The organism is Pseudotenacibaculum haliotis, from assembly GCF_042684245.1.
GTDB classification, from domain to species: Bacteria; Bacteroidota; Bacteroidia; order Flavobacteriales; family Flavobacteriaceae; genus Polaribacter; species Polaribacter haliotis_A.
This window is the reverse complement of record NZ_JBHULH010000003.1, coordinates 207,055-225,657: the sequence shown is the minus strand read 5'-3', so window position 1 is coordinate 225,657 and position 18,603 is coordinate 207,055. Positions and strand designations below refer to the sequence as shown.

Below are 18,603 nucleotides of genomic sequence, written 5' to 3'. Positions count from 1 at the left end.
TACATTAATGGCTAGGAAGGAAAAAATCAACTAAAAATGAAAGTAACAGTAGAAAAAAATGAACAGGTTGCAAGTATGATCTTTGCAGACATTTACCCACTTTACTGGAATAGACTGGAGAAGAATGGTAGAACTAAAGAAGAGTTCCATCAGGTACTAGAATGGTTTACAGGTTTTGATGAAGAAAAATTACTAGCTCTAATTGAAGAAAAAGTAACTTTTAGAACCTTTTTTCAAAGAGCAAAAATACATTCCAATGCACACATGATTAAGGGAGTAGTTTGTGGTTATCGAATTGAAGAAATTGAGGATGAGTTTGTTGTATATAAACAATGTAGACGTATGGAAAAGCTGATTGATGAATTAGCTAAAGGGCGTAAAATGGAGAAAATTTTACGTGAAGAAAAAAAGTAAGTCTACAAATTTCCTCTTAGGATCGTAACGTTTCCAATAACGAACGTTGTAAAAAATAAAAAGCCAAAACTTAATAGTTTTGGCTTTCCTTTCATAGCGCAATTTCCCACATTATTTTCCTCCTAGCATCAAGATCTCATTACATACCACTTCGGTAATGTATCTCTTTTCTCCTTCTTTTGTCTCGTAGCTTCGTGAGGTCAATTTTCCTTCGACAATAATTTCGTTTCCTTTTTGTACATATTTTTCTATAATCTCAGCAGTTTTGTTCCATGCAACTACATTGTGCCACTGCGTATCTGTAACTTTTTCTCCTTTGGCGTTACGATAGGTTTCATTTGTAGCTACGGCAAACTTTGCCAATTTCTTTCCGCTTTCCAATTCAATAACTTCCGGTTCGTTTCCTAGGTTTCCAATCAACTGTACTCTGTTTCTTAGTGCGTTCATAATATTTAATTTTTAAACCTGCCAGACGCAGGCTGGTTAAACAGTTAAGTCTTATCGTTCTTTCGAACTGACAGGGCAAAGATGCAACCAAAACCAAACTGAACTCGGTTGTAAAGTGCTTACTTTCGGTTGTAAATAATTGTAGTCGTTTGTAAACGGATATTAAAATCCTTATAGAAGTAATTATTTCAGCTTACTAAGCCAATTCATCAATCAAGATTTCTACTAGTAAAGCCAAAGATGTAACTCCAATAAAAATCCTAATCCACATTTTATATTTACCTGTTTTCTGGTCAATAAAATATTTAGGAAATATAATATCCCCAAAAATGGCTAAAAGTAGTATTGCTATAAGTGCAACCCTCATAAAATCAATTCAATAATTCTTTAAGATAATAACCCAAAAACACTTGTATAATCTTCATCCTCACAAATAATGATATGATCTAAAACTTCCATTTTAAGAGTTTCTGCTCCTCTAATAATAGTTTTAGTTAATTGAATATCTGCTTCACTAGGCTGTAGGTTTCCTGATGGGTGATTATGACAAAGAATGATTTTCTTACATTTTTTAGCTACTGCGAAATTAAATACTTCAACAGGATCAACATTGTTTTTATTCAATGTTCCAATGGTAAGAAGTTCTATATATTCAATATCATGAGCAGTATTCAGTCCGATAGACCAGAAGTATTCTTTCTTTCTGTGAAGTCTGTTTTGTCTTAGAAGAACTCTTCTCATAATTCTAGCAATATCACTAGAATTAGCTACGCGTATATCTTCGTCTTTGGGTATTCGGACATTCATAATCAAATCTTTCAACCAAATATAGTATTTGTTTTCTATCTTTAAGTTTTTAATTATGATTTATAGCTATTGCTTAAATAGTTCCGTCAATTATGAATTTTGACATCAACAAAGCCTTAGAAATCTTAGAACAAACACCTCATACTCTAGACTCTTTTTTGGGAAACTTGTCGCAGGATTGGATTAACAACAACGAAGGTAGAGAAACTTGGTCGCCATTTGATGTAATGGGGCACTTAATTCATGGAGAGAAAACAGATTGGATCGACAGGTTGAACAAAACACTTTCTACAAACGATAAACACTTTGTTCCTTTTGATCGTTTTGCGCAATTTGAAGATTCAAAAGGAAAAACCTTGCGCAATCTTTTAGATGAATTTAAACAGCTTCGTGAAAAAAACTTGAGCTACCTCAAATCTTTAAATCTTACGGAATCTGATTTAGCACAAACAGGAATTCATCCTGAATTTGGAGAGGTTACTGCCAAACAATTGCTAGCTACTTGGGTGACTCACGATCTGGGACATATTGCTCAAATAGCAAGAGTTTTGGCAAAACAATACACAGAAGAAGTAGGTCCGTGGACGGCCTATATTTCTATCTTAAACAATTAAAAAAACTATGGAAACAAGAGCCTGTTTGGAATGCGGAGAAGCAGTAAAAGGAAGAATTGATAAAAAGTTCTGTTCTGATTATTGTAGAAACTCTTACAACAACAAAGTAAACAAAGACAGCAAGAACCTAATTCGAAACATCAACAATCGTTTGCGAAAGAATTACAAGATCTTATCGGAATTAAACACCAAAGGAAAAACCAAAGTATCGAGAACCCGATTGTATGATAAAGGTTTCGATTTTCAGTTGTTCACTTCTTTATACACAACAAGAGCCGGCAGCACTTATTTTTACGTGTATAACGAAGGATATCTGGCTTTGGAGAACGAAATGTACTTGTTGATCAGAAAAGAGTCTTAGCATCGCTTATTTCCAGCGATTTCCTTTCATCTTTAATGCAGCTTTTAAAATATCTTTCTGACTAATCTGCCCAACGAGCTTTCCGTTTTCTATAATAGGAAAACGTCGTCTTCTGGAACTAATAAATTTATTGGCAGCATCAAAAATATTCATGTTCTTATCAATGGTTTCTACTTCGGTAATCATGTTGTTTTCTACAGAATGACTTCTGTCCATAGGCATATTGTAATACTTACTTTCTGAGATGTGTTTGATACAATCTCCCTCAGAAATAATTCCGATCAATTCATTCTTCTCATTCACTACAGGTCCTCCGGAAATTCTATTCTTTATCAAAGTTTCAATCACTTCCTGAATCGTTTGTTCAGGTCTGAAAGTAATTAGTTTGGTGGTCATGTAATCCGACACTAAAATTTGCTCTACAGGTTTTGAGGCCGATTTGTCTCGCTTCCCTTGAAAGTTGATAATACCCATAATTAATTAGTTTAGCTTTCTTTAAAGTTACTGATTTTTAACAACTTGTAATAGTCCTCAACTGTTTTTCAGTTCCTTTTTTGTTAAAAAGCTACGTCTTTTGGGGTATTATTCTACCTCTATTGTTTTTGTTTATAACATCAACTACACATAAGTTTATCTCTTCTTTTTAGAGATTTTTACACCCTGTTTGTCAACCTATTAGGAATTATTACCGTTACACTTTTTAATTTACTACTTTTACGTAAATCCTTTTTCCATGAAAAAATACATTTCCCTTATTTCCTTTTTAATTATTGTTCTTGGTACGTATTGGGGTTTTTATGACCAAAAGCCAATAACGGTAAAAAAGGCAAAAAGTGAAACTGAGTTCTCTGTAGACAAGGCTTTGGGTCACCTAAAAAACATCACCACAGAAGTACATCACGTAGGAACTCCCGGACACAAGAATGTTCAGAATTACTTGGTAGGTGAGCTTCAAAAAATGGGCTTGAATCCTACTGTTCAAACCCAAACAGTTATCAATAAAAAATGGGTAGCAGGAACAACGGTTGAAAACATTTTAGCAAGAATTGAGGGAACAGAGAAAGGAAAGGCTTTGTTATTGCTATCTCATTACGATTCTAATCCAAACATTGCCATTGGTGCCAGTGATGCAGGATCTGGAGTTGTTACTATTTTGGAAACTGTTCGAGCTTTTCTAGCTCGTGGAGAACAACCTAAAAACGACATCATTATTTTAATCTCTGATGCCGAAGAATTAGGGTTGCTTGGAGCCAAAGCTTTTGTAGAATATCATCCATGGGCCAAAGACGTAGGTTTGGTATTAAATCTTGAAGCTAGAGGTAGTGGAGGTCCTGGTTATATGCTGATGGAAACCAATGGAAAGAATCACAAGCTTATCTCTGAGTTTAAAAAAGCAAATCCGGGATATCCGGCTTCCAATTCTTTGCTGTATAGTATTTACAAAAAATTACCAAACGATACAGACCTAACTGTTTTTAGAGAAGAAGGGAATATTAATGGATTTAATTTTGCCTTTATTGGAGATCATTTCGATTACCACACCATGCAAGACACCTATGAGCGTTTGGATAGAACCTCTTTGGCACATCAAGCAGATTACTTGATGACAACTCTAAATTATTTTGCCAATTCTGACCTTTCTAATCTAAATAGCGATATCGATTATGTATATGTAAACTTTCCTATTCTTAAGATTCTTACCTATCCTTTTGCTTGGGTAAATACCATGCAGATCATTGCTTTGGTTTTATTACTTATTCTCATCTTTTTTGGAACTGTTTTGCACAGGCTTCAGCTTAAAGAAATAGCCAAAGGGTTTATTCCTGCCATTCTATCAATCGTAGTTTGCGGTGGGGTTTCTTTTGCTCTTTGGAAAGGAATTCTCCTAATTCACCCTGATTACAACGACATGCTTCATGGCTTTACCTATAATGGGTATTGGTACATAGCAGCTTTTACCGGTTTAAATCTTTGGTTGTCGTTTAAGGTCTATAAGTATTTCACCAAAAAAGAGAATATTACAAGCCTTTTTGTAGCTCCTATTGTTCTTTGGTTGATCATCAATTTTATCATTCCTGAAGATTTTAAAGGTGCCGGTTTTTTGATCATTCCGGTGTTTATTGCTGAGCTGATCTTAGCCATTTCTATTCTTACAAAAGAGCAATCTTCTAGAACCATTTTATTTGCAATTTTTTCTATTCCAACGGTATATATGATTGCCCCTTTGATCAAGATGTTTCCTGTAGGATTAGGGTTAAAGATGCTTTTTATCAGTGGGGTATTATTGGCTTTGCTTTTTGGTTTGTTAATTCCTATTCTCAACGCCTCAAAACCAAGAAAAGGTTTTACCAAACTGGCAGGAATATTGGCATTTCTGTTCTTTGTGATAGCAACTTATTATTCAGGGTTTAATGTTGATAAGAAAAAGCCAAACAGCTTGGTATATGTTCAAAACATTGCAGATTCTACTGCTTATTGGGGAACTTATAATCAAGTCTTAGATTCCTATATAGAACAAAAACTTGGAGAAAATCCAGTTAAAGGAAGCATTGCCAATGCCAATACAAAGAGTAAGTACAACACGCGTTTTAGCTATCATCAAAAAGCAGCATATGTACCAATAGCAACCTCAGATATTTCTATAGAAAAAGACACTGTGGTTGAAGGGAAAAGGTTGTTGGATCTTGTTTTTAAACCTCAACGAAAGATTCGAAAGTTGGAGTTCTCTTCTAGAGATTCTATCCATTTTCACAAGCTTGTAGCCAATACTATACCGGTAAACGATGGTAAAGAATATAAAGTTAGAAGAGGTTCTTTCTTAATTTATCACTTTGGAAATCAAGATTCGATATTACGCCTTCAAATGACCTTAGATCCTACTCTAAAACCAGAGATCACGGTGAATGAAGTTTCGGATGATCTATTAAAAAATACAACACTAAACATTCAGCCCAGGTCAGAAGACATGATGCCTATGCCATTTGTAACCAACAATGCGATTATTAGTACTCGAAAAGTAAAACTCTAAACTTACTTGATCTCAGAAACACGAAGTGTATTTACCATTCCGCGTTCTTCAACAGGCATAGAGGTAAGGTTAATAACCAGTTCTCCTGGTTTAACATATCCTTTTTCCTGTACAATTCTGTTGATGTCTTTTACAGTATCATCTGTACTTAGATCTTCATCGTAGTAGTAAGCTCTTACTCCCCAAAGTAGGTTTAGTTTTCCTAAGATCCTTTTTTCTGTAGTAAAGGCAATTACGTGTGTTCTTGGACGCCAAGCTGATATCTGAAATGCAGTATATCCACTATTGGTTAATGTACAAATTGCAGCAGCTTCTGTATCGTTAGACATTAAAGCTGCATGGTAACATACCGATTTTGTAATAAAACGATTGGTTCTAATATGTGGTGGTCGTAATGGAACTTCAATTAGTGGAGAGTTCTCTACGCTTAAAATGATCTCACTCATTTTCTTGATCACACGTACCGGGTGTTTTCCAACAGACGTTTCTCCGGATAACATAACGGCATCTGCTCCGTCCATAATTGAGTTTGCCACATCGTTTACTTCTGCTCTTGTTGGAACCGAGTTTTCTATCATGGTTTCCATCATTTGCGTAGCAATAATTACCGGAATTCTTGCTCTCTTAGCTCTCATCACCAATTGTTTTTGGATCAAAGGAACTTCTTGCATAGGAATCTCTACTCCAAGGTCTCCTCTTGCTACCATTAACCCGTCACAATACGGAATCAAAGCATCGATGTTCTCAACAGCCTCAGGTTTCTCAATTTTAGCAATCACAGGAACTCTGTAAGACGAGTTATGCTTGATAAGGTCTCTAAGCATTCTAAGATCTTCCGGAGTTCTTACAAAGGATAATGCGATCCAGTCAATTTCTTGACTCAAGGCAAAAATTGCATCCTTTTTATCTTTTTCTGTCAATGCAGGAAGTGAAATATTTGTGTTTGGAAGGTTTACTCCTTTTTTTGAAGATAAAATACCTCCTACAATAACTTTGGTAACTACCGTTGTTTTCTTATCTGTAGAAATCACTTCAAACAATAACTTTCCGTCATCTACCAAAATTTGCTCTCCGGGTTTTACGTCCCTTGGGAAATTCTGATAGGTCATAAAGGCTTTTTCTTGGGTTCCAATACACTCTTCTGTAGTGAAAACAAACTCGCTCCCTTCTTCCAAAACCACACCTTCTTCCATAACCCCTACACGTAGTTTAGGACCTTGTAGGTCGGCCAGAATAGCCACATTGAATCCGTTCTCTTCATTGATCTCACGAATTTGCTTGATTCGCTCTTTTACGATCTCATAATCTGCATGCGAAAAGTTTATTCTGAATACATTTACTCCAGTTTCTGCTAGTTCTTTTAAGATCTCTTTGGAATGTGTTGCGGGTCCTAATGTGGCAACGATTTTTGTCTTCTTACTTATTGGCATGCTTAAAAAATTAAAAATTCTTTCGATTTTAGTGAGTCTGTTTCTATTGTATAAGAGGTTACTACCTGACCAATGGTTTTGATCTTGTCTATTGTTTTAGCAATCATTTCATGATTGGATTCGCCAACAATTTTTATAAAGTAGTCTACTCTTTTTTTTTCCGGTATCAAATACGTTATTGTTTCTGTACTTAATGCTAGTGTATCTTGTTCATTAACTCTCTCCTCTTTATAACTATTTGAAATCAAATACCACTCGTAATCGTATTTTTCATTCGTATAGTTATAGATAGAAAAGGATGCTTTACTTTCATTCTTTTCAAAGTCTAAACTAAAGTTTGCTCTCGAGAAGTGTGTGTTTAAATTGTTATTTAAAAGATAGGCTAACTTAAAATCTTCCAATGCAGTATGGATCCCGATCAGGGTATAATTATCCTCATTAAAGTCTTCTAATCCTAACGAATGAATCTGCATTATTAATTGATTTATACTAGTGGCTACAGAATAACCCTAGCTAACAAAATTACTGATTGTTTTAAAAAATGTGGTAAAAATTAACGAAATCGTTATCGAATTATGAATTTTCGATCTGTTTTTGGAAGCTAAAGTAAACTCTTTTAGAGGCTTGCTCTTCTGCTTTTTTCTTTGAAGTAGCTCTTCCTTTAGCTATTTGTTCACCATCAATACTAATACGAACACTAAAATGTTTTATCGGCTCATTTCCGGTATCCTCATAGGTTTCGATGTGATACTTTTTCTTTTGTTTTTGACACCATTCTATGATCAATCCTTTATAGCTAGTGATTTTTCCTTCTAGCTTAGGAATGTCTACATAAGGTGTAATTACCTTTTCGTAGATAAATTTTTTGCAATAGTTATACCCTTTATCTAAGTAAATAGCTCCAATCAATGCTTCAAAAATATTTCCATGAATATTATCTCCAACATTGTCTTGTGAGATATTGCTTTTTACAAATTTGATCAGGTTTAAGTCTTTACCCAACTCGTTTAAATGCTCTCTACTTACAATTTTAGAGCGCATCTGAGTTAAATATCCCTCTGTCCCTTTGGGTACTTTTTTGTAGAGGTAAGACGCAATTACAGAACCCAACATGGCATCTCCTAAAAATTCTAGACGCTCATAGTTAAAAGGCTCTCCATCTTTATCTACTTTCTTTAATGAACGATGGGTAAACGCCATATCGTAGTACTCTATCTTCTTAGGATAGAATTCTAGCAATTCTCGCATATCATTGTAAAATCCCTCATCCTCGCCTTTAGAAGATGGTTTTACTATTTTGCGAATAAAATTCATTAAAAATTAATCGATTTTCTTGAACGCTACACAAGCATTATGACCTCCAAACCCGAATGTATTACTCATAGCAATCTTAATATCTCGTTTTTGGGCCTTATTTAACGTTAGATTTAAATCAGGGTTGATATTTTCATCAACTGTGCTATGGTTAATTGTTGGCGGAATAACTCCGTGCTCTAAAGCTAAGATAGAAGCAATGGCTTCAATAGCTCCTGCAGCTCCCAACAAGTGTCCTGTCATTGATTTGGTTGAGTTGATGTTGATAGTTTTTGCATGATCACCAAACACTTCAGAAATTGCTTTTAATTCTGCAACGTCTCCTAATGGAGTTGATGTTCCGTGTGTATTGATGTGATCTACATCTTCCGGGTTGATTCCGGCATTTTCTAAACAGTTTTTCATTACAGCAATCACTCCAATTCCTTCTGGATGTGGTGCTGTCATATGGTGTGCATCAGAAGACATTCCTCCTCCAATTACTTCTGCATAGATTTTTGCTCCTCTAGCTTTTGCATGTTCGTATTCTTCCAGAATAATAGCTCCGGCTCCTTCTCCTAGTACAAACCCATCTCTTTCTGCATCAAAAGGTCTTGAAGCATTTTCAGGATTTTCATTTCTAGTAGATAAAGCGTGCATTGCATTAAATCCTCCCATTCCGGCAATTGTTACAGCGGCTTCACTTCCTCCGGTAACAATAACATCACAATGTCCTAAGCGGATGTAGTTTAATGCATCGATCATTGCATTGGCAGAAGATGCACAGGCAGACACAGTAGTATAGTTAGGCCCCATAAAACCATTCTTAATAGAAATGTTTCCTGGTGCGATGTCTGCAATCATTTTAGGAATAAAGAAAGGGTTAAATTTTGGTGTTCCATCACCCGCAGCGAAGTTCAATACTTCGTTTTGGAATGTTTCTAAACCTCCAATACCAGCTCCCCAAATAACTCCTACTCGTAATTTGTTTACTTCGTCTAAGTTTAGCTTTGCATCTGCAATAGCTTCATCTGAAGCTACCATCGCATACTGCGTAAACTTATCCATTCTACGAGATTCTTTTCGGTCTATGAAATCGCGAACCTCAAAGTTCTTAACCTCACAAGCGAAACGAGTCTTGAACTTGGTAGCATCAAAATGTGTGATAGGCGCAGCCCCGCTAACTCCATTAGCTAAGCCATTCCAATATTCTTGAATATTATTTCCTATAGGTGTTAATGCACCAAGTCCAGTTACTACAACTCGTTTTAATTGCATATAAATAGATGTTACTTTTTAGCTTCTTCTATATAGCTGATTGCTTGACCTACAGTACCGATGTTTTCTGCTTGGTCGTCAGGAATTTGAATATCAAATTCTTTTTCGAATTCCATAATTAACTCAACAGTATCTAAAGAATCTGCTCCTAAATCATTTGTGAAGCTAGCTTCTGCAGTTACTTCATTATCGTCCACCCCTAGTTTGTCAACGATAATAGCTTTTACTCTTGATGCAATGTCTGACATAATTTATAATTTTTAAATTTAAAATCGAGGCAAAAATACAAATCTTATTAATCTAAACGAATTTTTCCCGTAAAAATGAATTTTAAAAATAGACATTTTTTGTCGAAAGTAATAGAGAAAAATTACATTCTCATTTATTATTCTTTCTTTTGTATAGGAATATTTTACTCATGAAAAGAATTGCCATTTTTGCTTCGGGTTCGGGAACAAATGCAGAGAACATTATTAAACACTTTCAAAGCACTGAAAATGTTACAGTTAGCAAAGTGTATTGTAATAAAAAAGATGCAGGTGTTTTTGATCGATGTAAGCAACTGAATGTTCCGTGCGTATGGTTCTCTAAAGAGGCTTTTCTTCATTCTTCTAGAGTACTTCATGATGTGCAATTGCATGCAGATTTTATTGTTTTGGCAGGATTTTTATGGAAAATTCCTGCTAATTTCATTGATGCATTCCCTAAAAAGATGGTCAATATTCATCCAGCACTGCTTCCAAAATACGGTGGAAAAGGCATGTATGGGATGCATGTGCATAGAGCTGTGAAGGAAAATAATGAATCAGAAACCGGAATTACCATTCATTATGTGAATGAGCATTATGATGAAGGTGCTATCATTTTTCAGGCAAAAACAGCTGTAGATCCAACAGATAGTCCGGAAGATATTGCTAATAAGATCCACACCTTAGAATACAAACATTTCCCCGAAGTAATTGAAAAGACAATTATCTTGAATCAAGACTAAGGTTCATATTTCATGTATCAAAATATATAGATGGCTAAAAAGAAGTACTATGTTGTTTGGAAAGGAAAGGAAACCGGTGTTTTTTCTTCTTGGGATAAGGTAAAAAAACTGGTACAAGGTTTCGATGGTGCTCAATACAAATCTTTTGCCGATAAAACAGAAGCTGAAAAAGCTTTTAAAAAGAGCTATAAAGACTACAGAGGAAAAGACACAAAAAAACCCACACTTTCTGCCAAAGAAAAAGCAAAATATGGGTTGCCAATTGCACAAACCCTATCTGTAGATGCTGCTTGTAGTGGAAACCCCGGTAAGATGGAATACCGTGGAGTATTGACAGATAGTAAGAAAGAAGTCTTTAAGATGGGGCCTTATGAAAATGGCACCAATAATATAGGTGAGTTTTTGGCCTTGGTTCACGGAATTGCCTTATTAAAAAGCAAAGGTTTACACAAAACACCAATTTATTCTGACTCTAAGATTGCCATGTCTTGGCTGAAAAAGAAAGAGTGCAGAACTAATATTACCTTCGATTCTACAAACAGTGAATTGCTAAAACTTATCCAAAGAGCAGAAAAGTGGCTCAAAGAAAATTCGTATCAAAATCCTATTCTAAAATGGGAAACCAAAGCTTGGGGTGAGATTCCGGCTGATTTTGGGAGAAAATAACTTACTGATCTAAACGTAAGATATCAATCACCTCTTTTTTATAACTAATCCCTATAGGAATTTCTATCTTTCCAATCTCTACATCTTGTTGTGTATAGGCAGTTACTTTGTGCGTGTTTACAATATAGGATCTGTGTGTTCTTAAAAAGAATGAAGGCAAGAGTGTTTCAAACTCACTTATTTTTTGCTTGGTTACTAATACCTGATCTTGGGTGTGAATTCTTATATAGTCTTTTAAACTCTCTGCATAAAGAATCTCATCGTAATGTAGTTTATGATGCTTCTTATTTACATTAACAAACAGATAGTCTCTTTTTAAACTCTCCACTATTGGCTGTTGCTTGGGCTGAACAGTTGTTTTTACCGTTTTAAAAAATTTATCAACCGCTTTAAAAAAACGATCGAACGGAATGGGTTTTAGAAGGTAGTCTACCACTTCCAGCTCATAACTTTCCAAAGCATATTCTCTATAAGCTGTTGTTAAAATAACTTTAGGTGGATTGGATATCGACTTTAAAAATTCTATTCCGGTTATATTGGGCATCTGAATATCTAAAAATAGCAGATCTATTTCTTTAGTTTTTAAGACCTCATAGGCATCAAGAGCATTAGAACAGGTAACCACAAGTTCTAATTGTGGAATTTTAGAAACATATGCTTCCATCAATTCTACCGCTAAAGGTTCATCATCTATAATTACACAGGTTGATCTCATGATGTCAAATCTATGGTTAATTTCACTGTATAGGTGGTGTTTTTTTCAATGACTTCTATGGAGCTTTTTTCCGGATAGACCAAAGCTAGTTGTTTTCGTGTGTTCTTTAATCCGATTCCCTTTTTAAAATTCGTGTAATCCTTTTGCTCTACAAAGGGTTTTGTGTTGTGCACTTCAAAATACAATTGCCCCTCTTTTACTGTGAGCTCTATAGCAACTTCACTTTTAGAGCTTCTTCCGCTTACACCGTGCTTGAATGCGTTCTCTATAATAGAGATCAACAACAACGGGGTGATCTTGGTCTGCATATTGTCTACCTCTGTATTTAGTTTCAACACTAGCTTATCTCCATAACGCAATTGCTCTAGGGCTACATAGTTTTTAATGAGCTGAATTTCTTTTTCTATACTAATCTCAGAATCGTTGCATTGATACAGCATATAATCTAAGATTTCAGACAACTTCAAAACTGTTTCCGGCGCCTTGTCTGATTTTTTTATGGTAAGAACATATAAGTTGTTAAGAGTATTGAATAAGAAATGAGGGTGTATCTGAGATTTCAAAAAGCTCAATTCTGCCGACATTTTTTCTTTCTCCAGCTTTTCTACAGTTGATTTCTTTTCGATCGTATCCTTTAACAGTTTTAAGACTAGCATAACAATGGCCGGAAAATACATCCATAGATAATAGCCATCGTAAAGCTTTCTCACATCTGTAAAAATTTCTAGAATGGGTTCTTGATCAAAAGGTTTAGGGCGGGTAAGTTCTTCAACACCATAAACCACCAAAATTCTTGCGCCTACACAGACCAAATAGCAAACCACCACAAAAGAAATAGCAAAAGTGAGGTATTTTCTTTTAAATAGTAATTGCGGAATCTGGTAGTACACTAGAATATAACTTGCAATCATTTTAGGAAATAACATAATTCCATTGTGAATGATAACAGAGTATAAATGTTCGTTCAAGTCATACTTTGAGTCGAATGTTTGAATAAGAAAAATACCAACCCAGAATAAAACATGAGCTATATAAGACCGCTTTTCTAAAAAATCTAACACCTTATTCATAAAAATGCTTTTTGTGCCATAAAAGTACTACTTGTTCATTTTCTCTCTGAAAAAAAAGACCAATTCACACCAACACCCCATTAAATTCATTTATCTACCCACCAATACATTCACCCCCAGAAACTCGTTAAATAGCACAACTTATCTCTTATTGGTCTATTAGCTGATATCTCCTTTTATTTTCTGAATTCTTTTGCTCAAAAATAAAATTATATACAATGATTAGAGTATTTGTTCTATTGTTTTTGCTTCTCACCAGCACGCTGGCTTTTTCAAGCAACGAAACTATTAAACACAACATTTCAGGGAAGGTTATAGATAGTATAACCCAACAACCTATTCCTTATGCTACTGTTTCCATTTCCAAAGACAATGTAATTATTGATGGTGTTATTACTAATGAAAACGGTGAATTTGAGCTTAAGATCCAAAAAGGGAATTATATAATAAAGGTTGAATTTTTATCCTACAAATCTTATGAACGTCCCATCAATATTAATTCTTCAACAAATCTAGGTACAATTTCTCTGAGCGAATCCTCGGAAATACTCGATGAAATTTCTGTTAGAGCCGAGAAATCGACCGTGAGTTTGCAGATTGATAAAAAGGTGTTTCAGGTAGGAAAAGATCTACTTTCTCAAAGCGGATCACTAGCACAGGTATTGGAAAATGTGCCTTCTGTTTCTGTAGATCTCGACGGAGCTGTGAGCCTGAGAGGTAATACTAATGTAAGCATTCTTATCAATGGAAAGCCTTCTGTTCTAACAGCAAACAATGGTTTAAATCAAATTCCTGCCGAGCAAATAGATCGAGTAGAGGTTATTACTAATCCTTCTTCCCGTTATCAAGCAGCAGGAACTTCTGGAATCATTAATGTAATCTTGAAAAAGAATAAGGTCAGTGGTCTTAGTGGATCAATAAACATCAGTAATTCTGCACCTGCCGATGTAAACACCAGTGCCAATCTTAATTACAAAACAAACAAACTGAATCTTTTCTCTACTCTAGGATATCGTTTTGTTGACAACCGAATTACCGAAAATGTTATTCAAAACTCTTCTGTAAACACTGTTCCTATTATTTTAAACAGACGTTCAGACGCTTATAGAAATTCAAAGATCACCAACATGTACTTTGGTTTCGACTATTTCTTATCAGAAAGCAGTACTCTTACTGCAGCATATTACAAAGTTTTAATAAAGAGAAATAATAGTGTTGATTATACTTATGATTATTTCAATGCTTTACAGGTATTAGACAGCACCACGTTTAGAAGTGAAAAGTACTATGAACCTATGGATCACAATCAGCTTGAGCTTAGCTATACCAAGAATTTTGGAGATAAAGGAAAAAAATTGGTGGTTGATTTTCAATACGATTTTTGGGATGACGATGAGAATGAAAGTTTCTCTACACAAAACACCTTTCCTATACTTGAAGAGGAGATTTTATCTAGAACCCGAGACATTGAAAGCAGTAAAGACTACTTATTACAGGTAGATTTTACAAACCCTTTGTCTGAAGACAGTTCTTTTGAAACCGGTTTTAGAGGAGAATCTAGAATTATCAGCAGTGAATACAAAGCAGAAGCTTTTCAAAACAACCAATGGGAAATAATCAATAATATAGACAACAAACTAGATTATAAAGAGCGCATTGCAGGAGCCTATGCTTTATATGCAGGCAAAGCTTCAAAATTAGGCTATCAGTTAGGGTTGAGAACTGAATATACCAATATTGAGATCTTAGATAGAAAAGGAGAGTTTGAAGACACAAAAAGCTATACCAACTTTTTCCCAACCGTTCACCTAAACTATACCTTGTCTGAAAAAACCACCACTCAATTGAGCTATAGCAGAAGAATTAACAGGCCTAGTTTCTGGCACCTGAATCCTTTTGGCGGGTTGGCAGGAATTAATGCACAACGTCAGGGAAATCCTGATATGGATCCTGCTCTTACCAGTTCATTAGAATTAGGTTTACTAACCAGGATTGGAAAATTACGATTGAACCCTTCTGTTTACTATCAAAATACAGTGGATCCATTCCAATTCTTTACAGAGCGTAATGAAGACGACATCTTAATTACTAAACCTATTAATATTGACTCGGAAAGCAGATTGGGAGTTGAACTTTCTATGAACTATAGACCTTATAATTGGATGCAGCTTTCCGGAGAAGTCAACTACTTTTCATTTCAACAAAGAGGCGATTTTGAAGGAGTGAATTTTGATGCCGATAATAGCTCTTGGTTTGCCCGAATCAATTCCAGATTCAAGCTTCCTAAGCAATATACATTTCAGGCTAATTTCAACTATACCGGAAGAAATGAAAATGCTCAAACTATCACCAAAGCAAATTACTTTCTTGATCTAGGTTTAAACAAACCACTTTTCAACAATAAGGTTGCTCTTACTTTTAACGTGAGAAATGTTTTGAACTCAAGACAAGAACAGATCTTACGAACAGGAGAAGGCTTTAGTTATGAGTCTCACCGAAAACTTTTAGGGCCTAAATATACTTTTACACTTATCTATAGGTTCAACCAAAAAGAAAATTCAAAAACTAGGCGACCAGGAAGAAGTAATCGTTAAGGTTTATAATAAAAAGCCCAAGCTAATGCTTGGGCTTTTTTGTTATAACGAGATATCTCGACTCTACTTCGACTATGCTCAGCACAGGCGCTCGATATGACAGACCGAGATGACATTTTTTTTAGTTTATCCTTTAAAACTCGCTTTTAAATATTCGCGGTTCATTCTGGCAATGTTCTCTAAAGAGATTCCTTTCGGACACTCTACCTCACAAGCTCCTGTGTTGGTACAGTTACCAAATCCTTCTTCGTCCATTTGCTTTACCATGTTCAATACACGGTCTGTTGCTTCTACTTGTCCTTGTGGTAATAAGGCAAACTGAGAAACTTTTGCTGATACAAATAACATGGCACTTGAGTTCTTACAAGAAGCTACACAAGCTCCACATCCAATACAGGTTGCTGCATCAAAAGCTGCATCTGCATCATGCTTGTTAATAGGAATTGCATTCGCATCTTGCGTATTTCCTGAAGTGTTTACAGAAACAAATCCTCCTGCATGTTGAATTCTATCAAAAGAACTTCTGTCTACAACCAAATCTTTGATCACTGGAAATGCTTTTGATCTCCATGGCTCAATATAAATGGTATCTCCATCCTTGAACTTACGCATGTGCAACTGACAAGTTGTAATTCCTCTGTCCGGTCCGTGTGCTTCACCATTAATATATAAAGAACACATTCCGCAGATTCCTTCTCTACAATCATGGTCAAATGCTACCGGCTCATCGCCGTTTTCGATCAACTGATTGTTTAAAACATCCAACATTTCAAGGAAAGACATATCCGACGATACATCAGCAATCTGATAGTCTACCATTTTTCCTTTATCGCTAGCGTTCTTTTGACGCCAAATCTTCAAAGTTAAATTCATATCCTTCCTATTTATATGATCTTTGTTTTAATTCTATATCGTTAAACTCTAAGTCTTCTTTGTGCAAGACAGCATCTTTAGGCTCTCCTTTGTATTCCCAAGCAGCTACGTAGGTAAAGTTATTATCATCACGCTTCGCTTCTCCTTTTTGTGGCCCGTCTTCCTCTACAGATTCTTCTCTAAAATGACCTCCACAAGACTCACTTCTATGCAATGCATCTTTTGCAAACAACTCTCCTAATTCTAAGAAATCTGCTACACGTGCTGCTTTTGCCAATTCTTCATTAAACTCATTTGCTCCTCCTGGTACACGAACATCTTCCCAGAACTCTTTACGCAAGGCAGCAATCTCATCGATCGCTTCTTTCAATCCTTTTTCGTTACGAGACATTCCTACTTTGTTCCACATGATCTTTCCTAAACGCTTGTGGAAGTAGTCTACAGGATGTTTTCCGTTGTTGTTTACCAACTTGTCTATGATCTCACGAACGTTCTTTTCTGCTTCATCAAATTCTGGTGAGTTTGTAGAAATAGGTCCTGTACGGATATCATCTGCTAAGTAGTCTCCAATAGTATATGGCAATACAAAATATCCGTCTGCCAATCCTTGCATCAATGCTGATGCTCCTAAACGGTTGGCTCCGTGATCAGAGAAGTTTGCTTCTCCAATTGCATACAATCCCGGTACGGTAGTTTGTAAGTTATAATCTACCCAAATTCCTCCCATGGTATAGTGTACCGCAGGATAGATCATCATTGGAGTCTCATATGGATTCTCATCAACGATCTTCTCATACATTTGGAATAGGTTTCCGTATTTTGTCTTAACAACTTCTTGTCCTAGTTTCTTTACTAAGGCAGCGTCGTCTTCGTTTAATCCTTTAATGTGTGCTTGCTCTTTTCCGTAACGCATAATAGCAGAAGCAAAGTCTAAGTATACTGCTTCTCCTGTTGCGTTTACACCATATCCGGCATCACAACGCTCTTTGGCTGCTCTAGAAGCCACATCTCGTGGTACTAAGTTTCCAAAGGCAGGGTATCTTCTTTCTAAGTAGTAATCTCTATCTTCTTCAGCAATTTGAGTTGGTTTTAATTTTCCAGCTCTAATTGCTTCCACATCTTTCATATGTTTTGGCACCCAAATACGTCCGTCATTTCTTAAAGACTCAGACATCAAAGTTAATTTTGATTGATGGTCTCCTGAAACCGGAATACATGTAGGGTGAATTTGTGTGTAACATGGGTTTGCAAAGTAAGCTCCACGTTTGTGAGCTTTCCAAGCTGCTGTTACGTTAGATCCCATTGCGTTGGTTGATAAGAAGAATACGTTTCCGTAACCTCCCGTTCCTAATACAACGGCGTGTGCTGAGTGACGTTCTATCTCTCCTGTTACTAAGTTACGAGTGATAATTCCTCTTGCCTTTCCATCAACAATCACAACATCCAACATTTCGTGTCTGTTGTACATCTTGATCTTACCACGACCAATCTGACGGTTCATTGCTGAGTAAGCTCCTAATAATAATTGCTGACCTGTTTGTCCTTTTGCGTAGAAGGTTCTTGATACCAATACTCCTCCAAAAGAACGGTTGTCTAACAATCCACCATAATCACGTGCAAAAGGAACTCCTTGTGCTACACATTGATCGATGATGTTTGCAGAAACTTCTGCCAAACGATAAACGTTGGCCTCACGAGAACGGTAGTCTCCTCCCTTTACAGTATCGTAAAACAATCTGTAGGTTGAGTCTCCATCTCCTTGGTAGTTCTTTGCTGCGTTGATTCCTCCTTGTGCTGCAATAGAGTGTGCACGTCTTGGCGAATCTTGAAAGCAAAATGCTTTTACGTTATATCCTAGTTCTGCTAAGGTTGCTGCTGCAGAACCTCCTGCCAATCCTGTTCCTACTACGATCACATCTATAAGACGTTTATTTGCAGGGTTTACAAGATTGATATCGTTTTTATGTTTTGTCCACTTATCTGCTAGTGGTCCTTGAGGTATTTTTGAATCTAAAGCCATAT

General features: G+C 35.9%; 19 protein-coding genes. 7 read left to right on the top strand and 12 right to left on the bottom strand.

The window, feature by feature from the left end:
• Nucleotides 1-36: 36 nt before the first annotated feature.
• On the top strand, nt 37-414 hold the full coding sequence (locus ACFSRZ_RS06700; protein WP_379665766.1) for a DUF2200 domain-containing protein: 378 nt from the start codon (nt 37-39) through the stop codon (nt 412-414).
• A gap of 111 nt (nt 415-525) precedes the next feature.
• Here ACFSRZ_RS06700 and ACFSRZ_RS06695 read toward each other — a convergent pair whose 3' ends face one another.
• The gene (locus ACFSRZ_RS06695) at nt 526-861 is read right to left on the bottom strand and encodes a single-stranded DNA-binding protein (RefSeq protein ID WP_379665765.1); all 336 of its coding nucleotides are present in this window, start codon (nt 859-861) and stop codon (nt 526-528) included.
• A gap of 387 nt (nt 862-1,248) precedes the next feature.
• A complete protein-coding gene (locus tag ACFSRZ_RS06690; protein WP_379665764.1) occupies nt 1,249-1,668 on the bottom strand; it encodes a JAB domain-containing protein in 420 nt (139 codons plus the stop codon).
• 92 nt (nt 1,669-1,760) lie between these two features.
• Here ACFSRZ_RS06690 and ACFSRZ_RS06685 point away from each other — a divergent pair, with 92 nt between their 5' ends.
• Both ACFSRZ_RS06685 and ACFSRZ_RS06680 read left to right on the top strand, forming a co-directional pair.
• Nucleotides 1,761-2,282 carry a DinB family protein gene (locus tag ACFSRZ_RS06685; protein ID WP_379665763.1) on the top strand — a complete coding sequence of 174 codons (522 nt, stop codon included), beginning with the start codon at nt 1,761-1,763 and terminating at the stop codon, nt 2,280-2,282.
• 7 nt (nt 2,283-2,289) lie between these two features.
• Entirely contained in the window at nt 2,290-2,643 is a 354-nt protein-coding gene (locus ACFSRZ_RS06680) for a hypothetical protein (protein ID WP_379665762.1), read from the top strand.
• Nucleotides 2,644-2,649: 6 nt separating this feature from the next.
• Here ACFSRZ_RS06680 and ACFSRZ_RS06675 read toward each other — a convergent pair whose 3' ends face one another.
• The gene (locus ACFSRZ_RS06675; protein ID WP_379665761.1) at nt 2,650-3,117 is read right to left on the bottom strand and encodes a CBS domain-containing protein; all 468 of its coding nucleotides are present in this window, start codon (nt 3,115-3,117) and stop codon (nt 2,650-2,652) included.
• 259 nt (nt 3,118-3,376) lie between these two features.
• Between ACFSRZ_RS06675 and ACFSRZ_RS06670 the strand changes: the two genes are divergently transcribed.
• Entirely contained in the window at nt 3,377-5,671 is a 2,295-nt protein-coding gene (locus ACFSRZ_RS06670) for a M20/M25/M40 family metallo-hydrolase (protein ID WP_379665760.1), read from the top strand.
• 2 nt (nt 5,672-5,673) lie between these two features.
• Here the strand turns inward: ACFSRZ_RS06670 and pyk are convergent, their stop codons facing one another.
• The 5 genes from pyk to ACFSRZ_RS06645 all read right to left on the bottom strand — a co-directional run bounded on the left by pyk (nt 5,674) and on the right by ACFSRZ_RS06645 (nt 9,920).
• Nucleotides 5,674-7,101 carry a pyruvate kinase gene (pyk, locus tag ACFSRZ_RS06665; protein WP_379665759.1) on the bottom strand — a complete coding sequence of 476 codons (1,428 nt, stop codon included), beginning with the start codon at nt 7,099-7,101 and terminating at the stop codon, nt 5,674-5,676.
• A 2-nt stretch (nt 7,102-7,103) separates the two neighbouring features.
• Entirely contained in the window at nt 7,104-7,574 is a 471-nt protein-coding gene (locus tag ACFSRZ_RS06660; protein WP_379665758.1) for an IPExxxVDY family protein, read from the bottom strand.
• 100 nt (nt 7,575-7,674) lie between these two features.
• On the bottom strand, nt 7,675-8,415 hold the full coding sequence (gene rnc / locus ACFSRZ_RS06655; protein WP_379665757.1) for a ribonuclease III: 741 nt from the start codon (nt 8,413-8,415) through the stop codon (nt 7,675-7,677).
• Nucleotides 8,416-8,421: 6 nt separating this feature from the next.
• Nucleotides 8,422-9,672 carry a beta-ketoacyl-ACP synthase II gene (gene fabF / locus ACFSRZ_RS06650; RefSeq protein ID WP_379665756.1) on the bottom strand — a complete coding sequence of 417 codons (1,251 nt, stop codon included), beginning with the start codon at nt 9,670-9,672 and terminating at the stop codon, nt 8,422-8,424.
• A gap of 11 nt (nt 9,673-9,683) precedes the next feature.
• The gene (locus ACFSRZ_RS06645; protein ID WP_379665755.1) at nt 9,684-9,920 is read right to left on the bottom strand and encodes an acyl carrier protein; all 237 of its coding nucleotides are present in this window, start codon (nt 9,918-9,920) and stop codon (nt 9,684-9,686) included.
• A gap of 170 nt (nt 9,921-10,090) precedes the next feature.
• On the opposite strand from ACFSRZ_RS06645, the gene purN reads away from it, so the two are divergent.
• The gene (gene purN / locus ACFSRZ_RS06640) at nt 10,091-10,663 is read left to right on the top strand and encodes a phosphoribosylglycinamide formyltransferase (RefSeq protein WP_379665754.1); all 573 of its coding nucleotides are present in this window, start codon (nt 10,091-10,093) and stop codon (nt 10,661-10,663) included.
• A 30-nt stretch (nt 10,664-10,693) separates the two neighbouring features.
• Complete coding sequence (locus tag ACFSRZ_RS06635) at nt 10,694-11,329, top strand: ribonuclease H1 domain-containing protein (protein ID WP_379665753.1); 636 nt, start codon at nt 10,694-10,696, stop codon at nt 11,327-11,329.
• A 1-nt stretch (nt 11,330) separates the two neighbouring features.
• On the opposite strand, the gene ACFSRZ_RS06630 is transcribed toward ACFSRZ_RS06635, so the two are convergent.
• Entirely contained in the window at nt 11,331-12,044 is a 714-nt protein-coding gene (locus ACFSRZ_RS06630) for a LytR/AlgR family response regulator transcription factor (protein ID WP_379665752.1), read from the bottom strand.
• A complete protein-coding gene (locus tag ACFSRZ_RS06625) occupies nt 12,041-13,114 on the bottom strand; it encodes a sensor histidine kinase (protein WP_379665751.1) in 1,074 nt (357 codons plus the stop codon). Before ACFSRZ_RS06625 ends, ACFSRZ_RS06630 begins: the two co-directional genes overlap by 4 nt.
• Before the next feature lie 218 nt (nt 13,115-13,332).
• On the opposite strand from ACFSRZ_RS06625, the gene ACFSRZ_RS06620 reads away from it, so the two are divergent.
• A complete protein-coding gene (locus ACFSRZ_RS06620) occupies nt 13,333-15,708 on the top strand; it encodes a TonB-dependent receptor domain-containing protein (RefSeq protein ID WP_379665750.1) in 2,376 nt (791 codons plus the stop codon).
• 126 nt (nt 15,709-15,834) lie between these two features.
• On the opposite strand, the gene ACFSRZ_RS06615 is transcribed toward ACFSRZ_RS06620, so the two are convergent.
• Together ACFSRZ_RS06615 and ACFSRZ_RS06610 are read right to left on the bottom strand one after the other, a co-directional pair.
• On the bottom strand, nt 15,835-16,581 hold the full coding sequence (locus ACFSRZ_RS06615) for a succinate dehydrogenase/fumarate reductase iron-sulfur subunit (RefSeq protein WP_379665749.1): 747 nt from the start codon (nt 16,579-16,581) through the stop codon (nt 15,835-15,837).
• 7 nt (nt 16,582-16,588) lie between these two features.
• Entirely contained in the window at nt 16,589-18,601 is a 2,013-nt protein-coding gene (locus ACFSRZ_RS06610; protein WP_379665748.1) for a fumarate reductase/succinate dehydrogenase flavoprotein subunit, read from the bottom strand.
• Nucleotides 18,602-18,603: the final 2 nt, after the last annotated feature.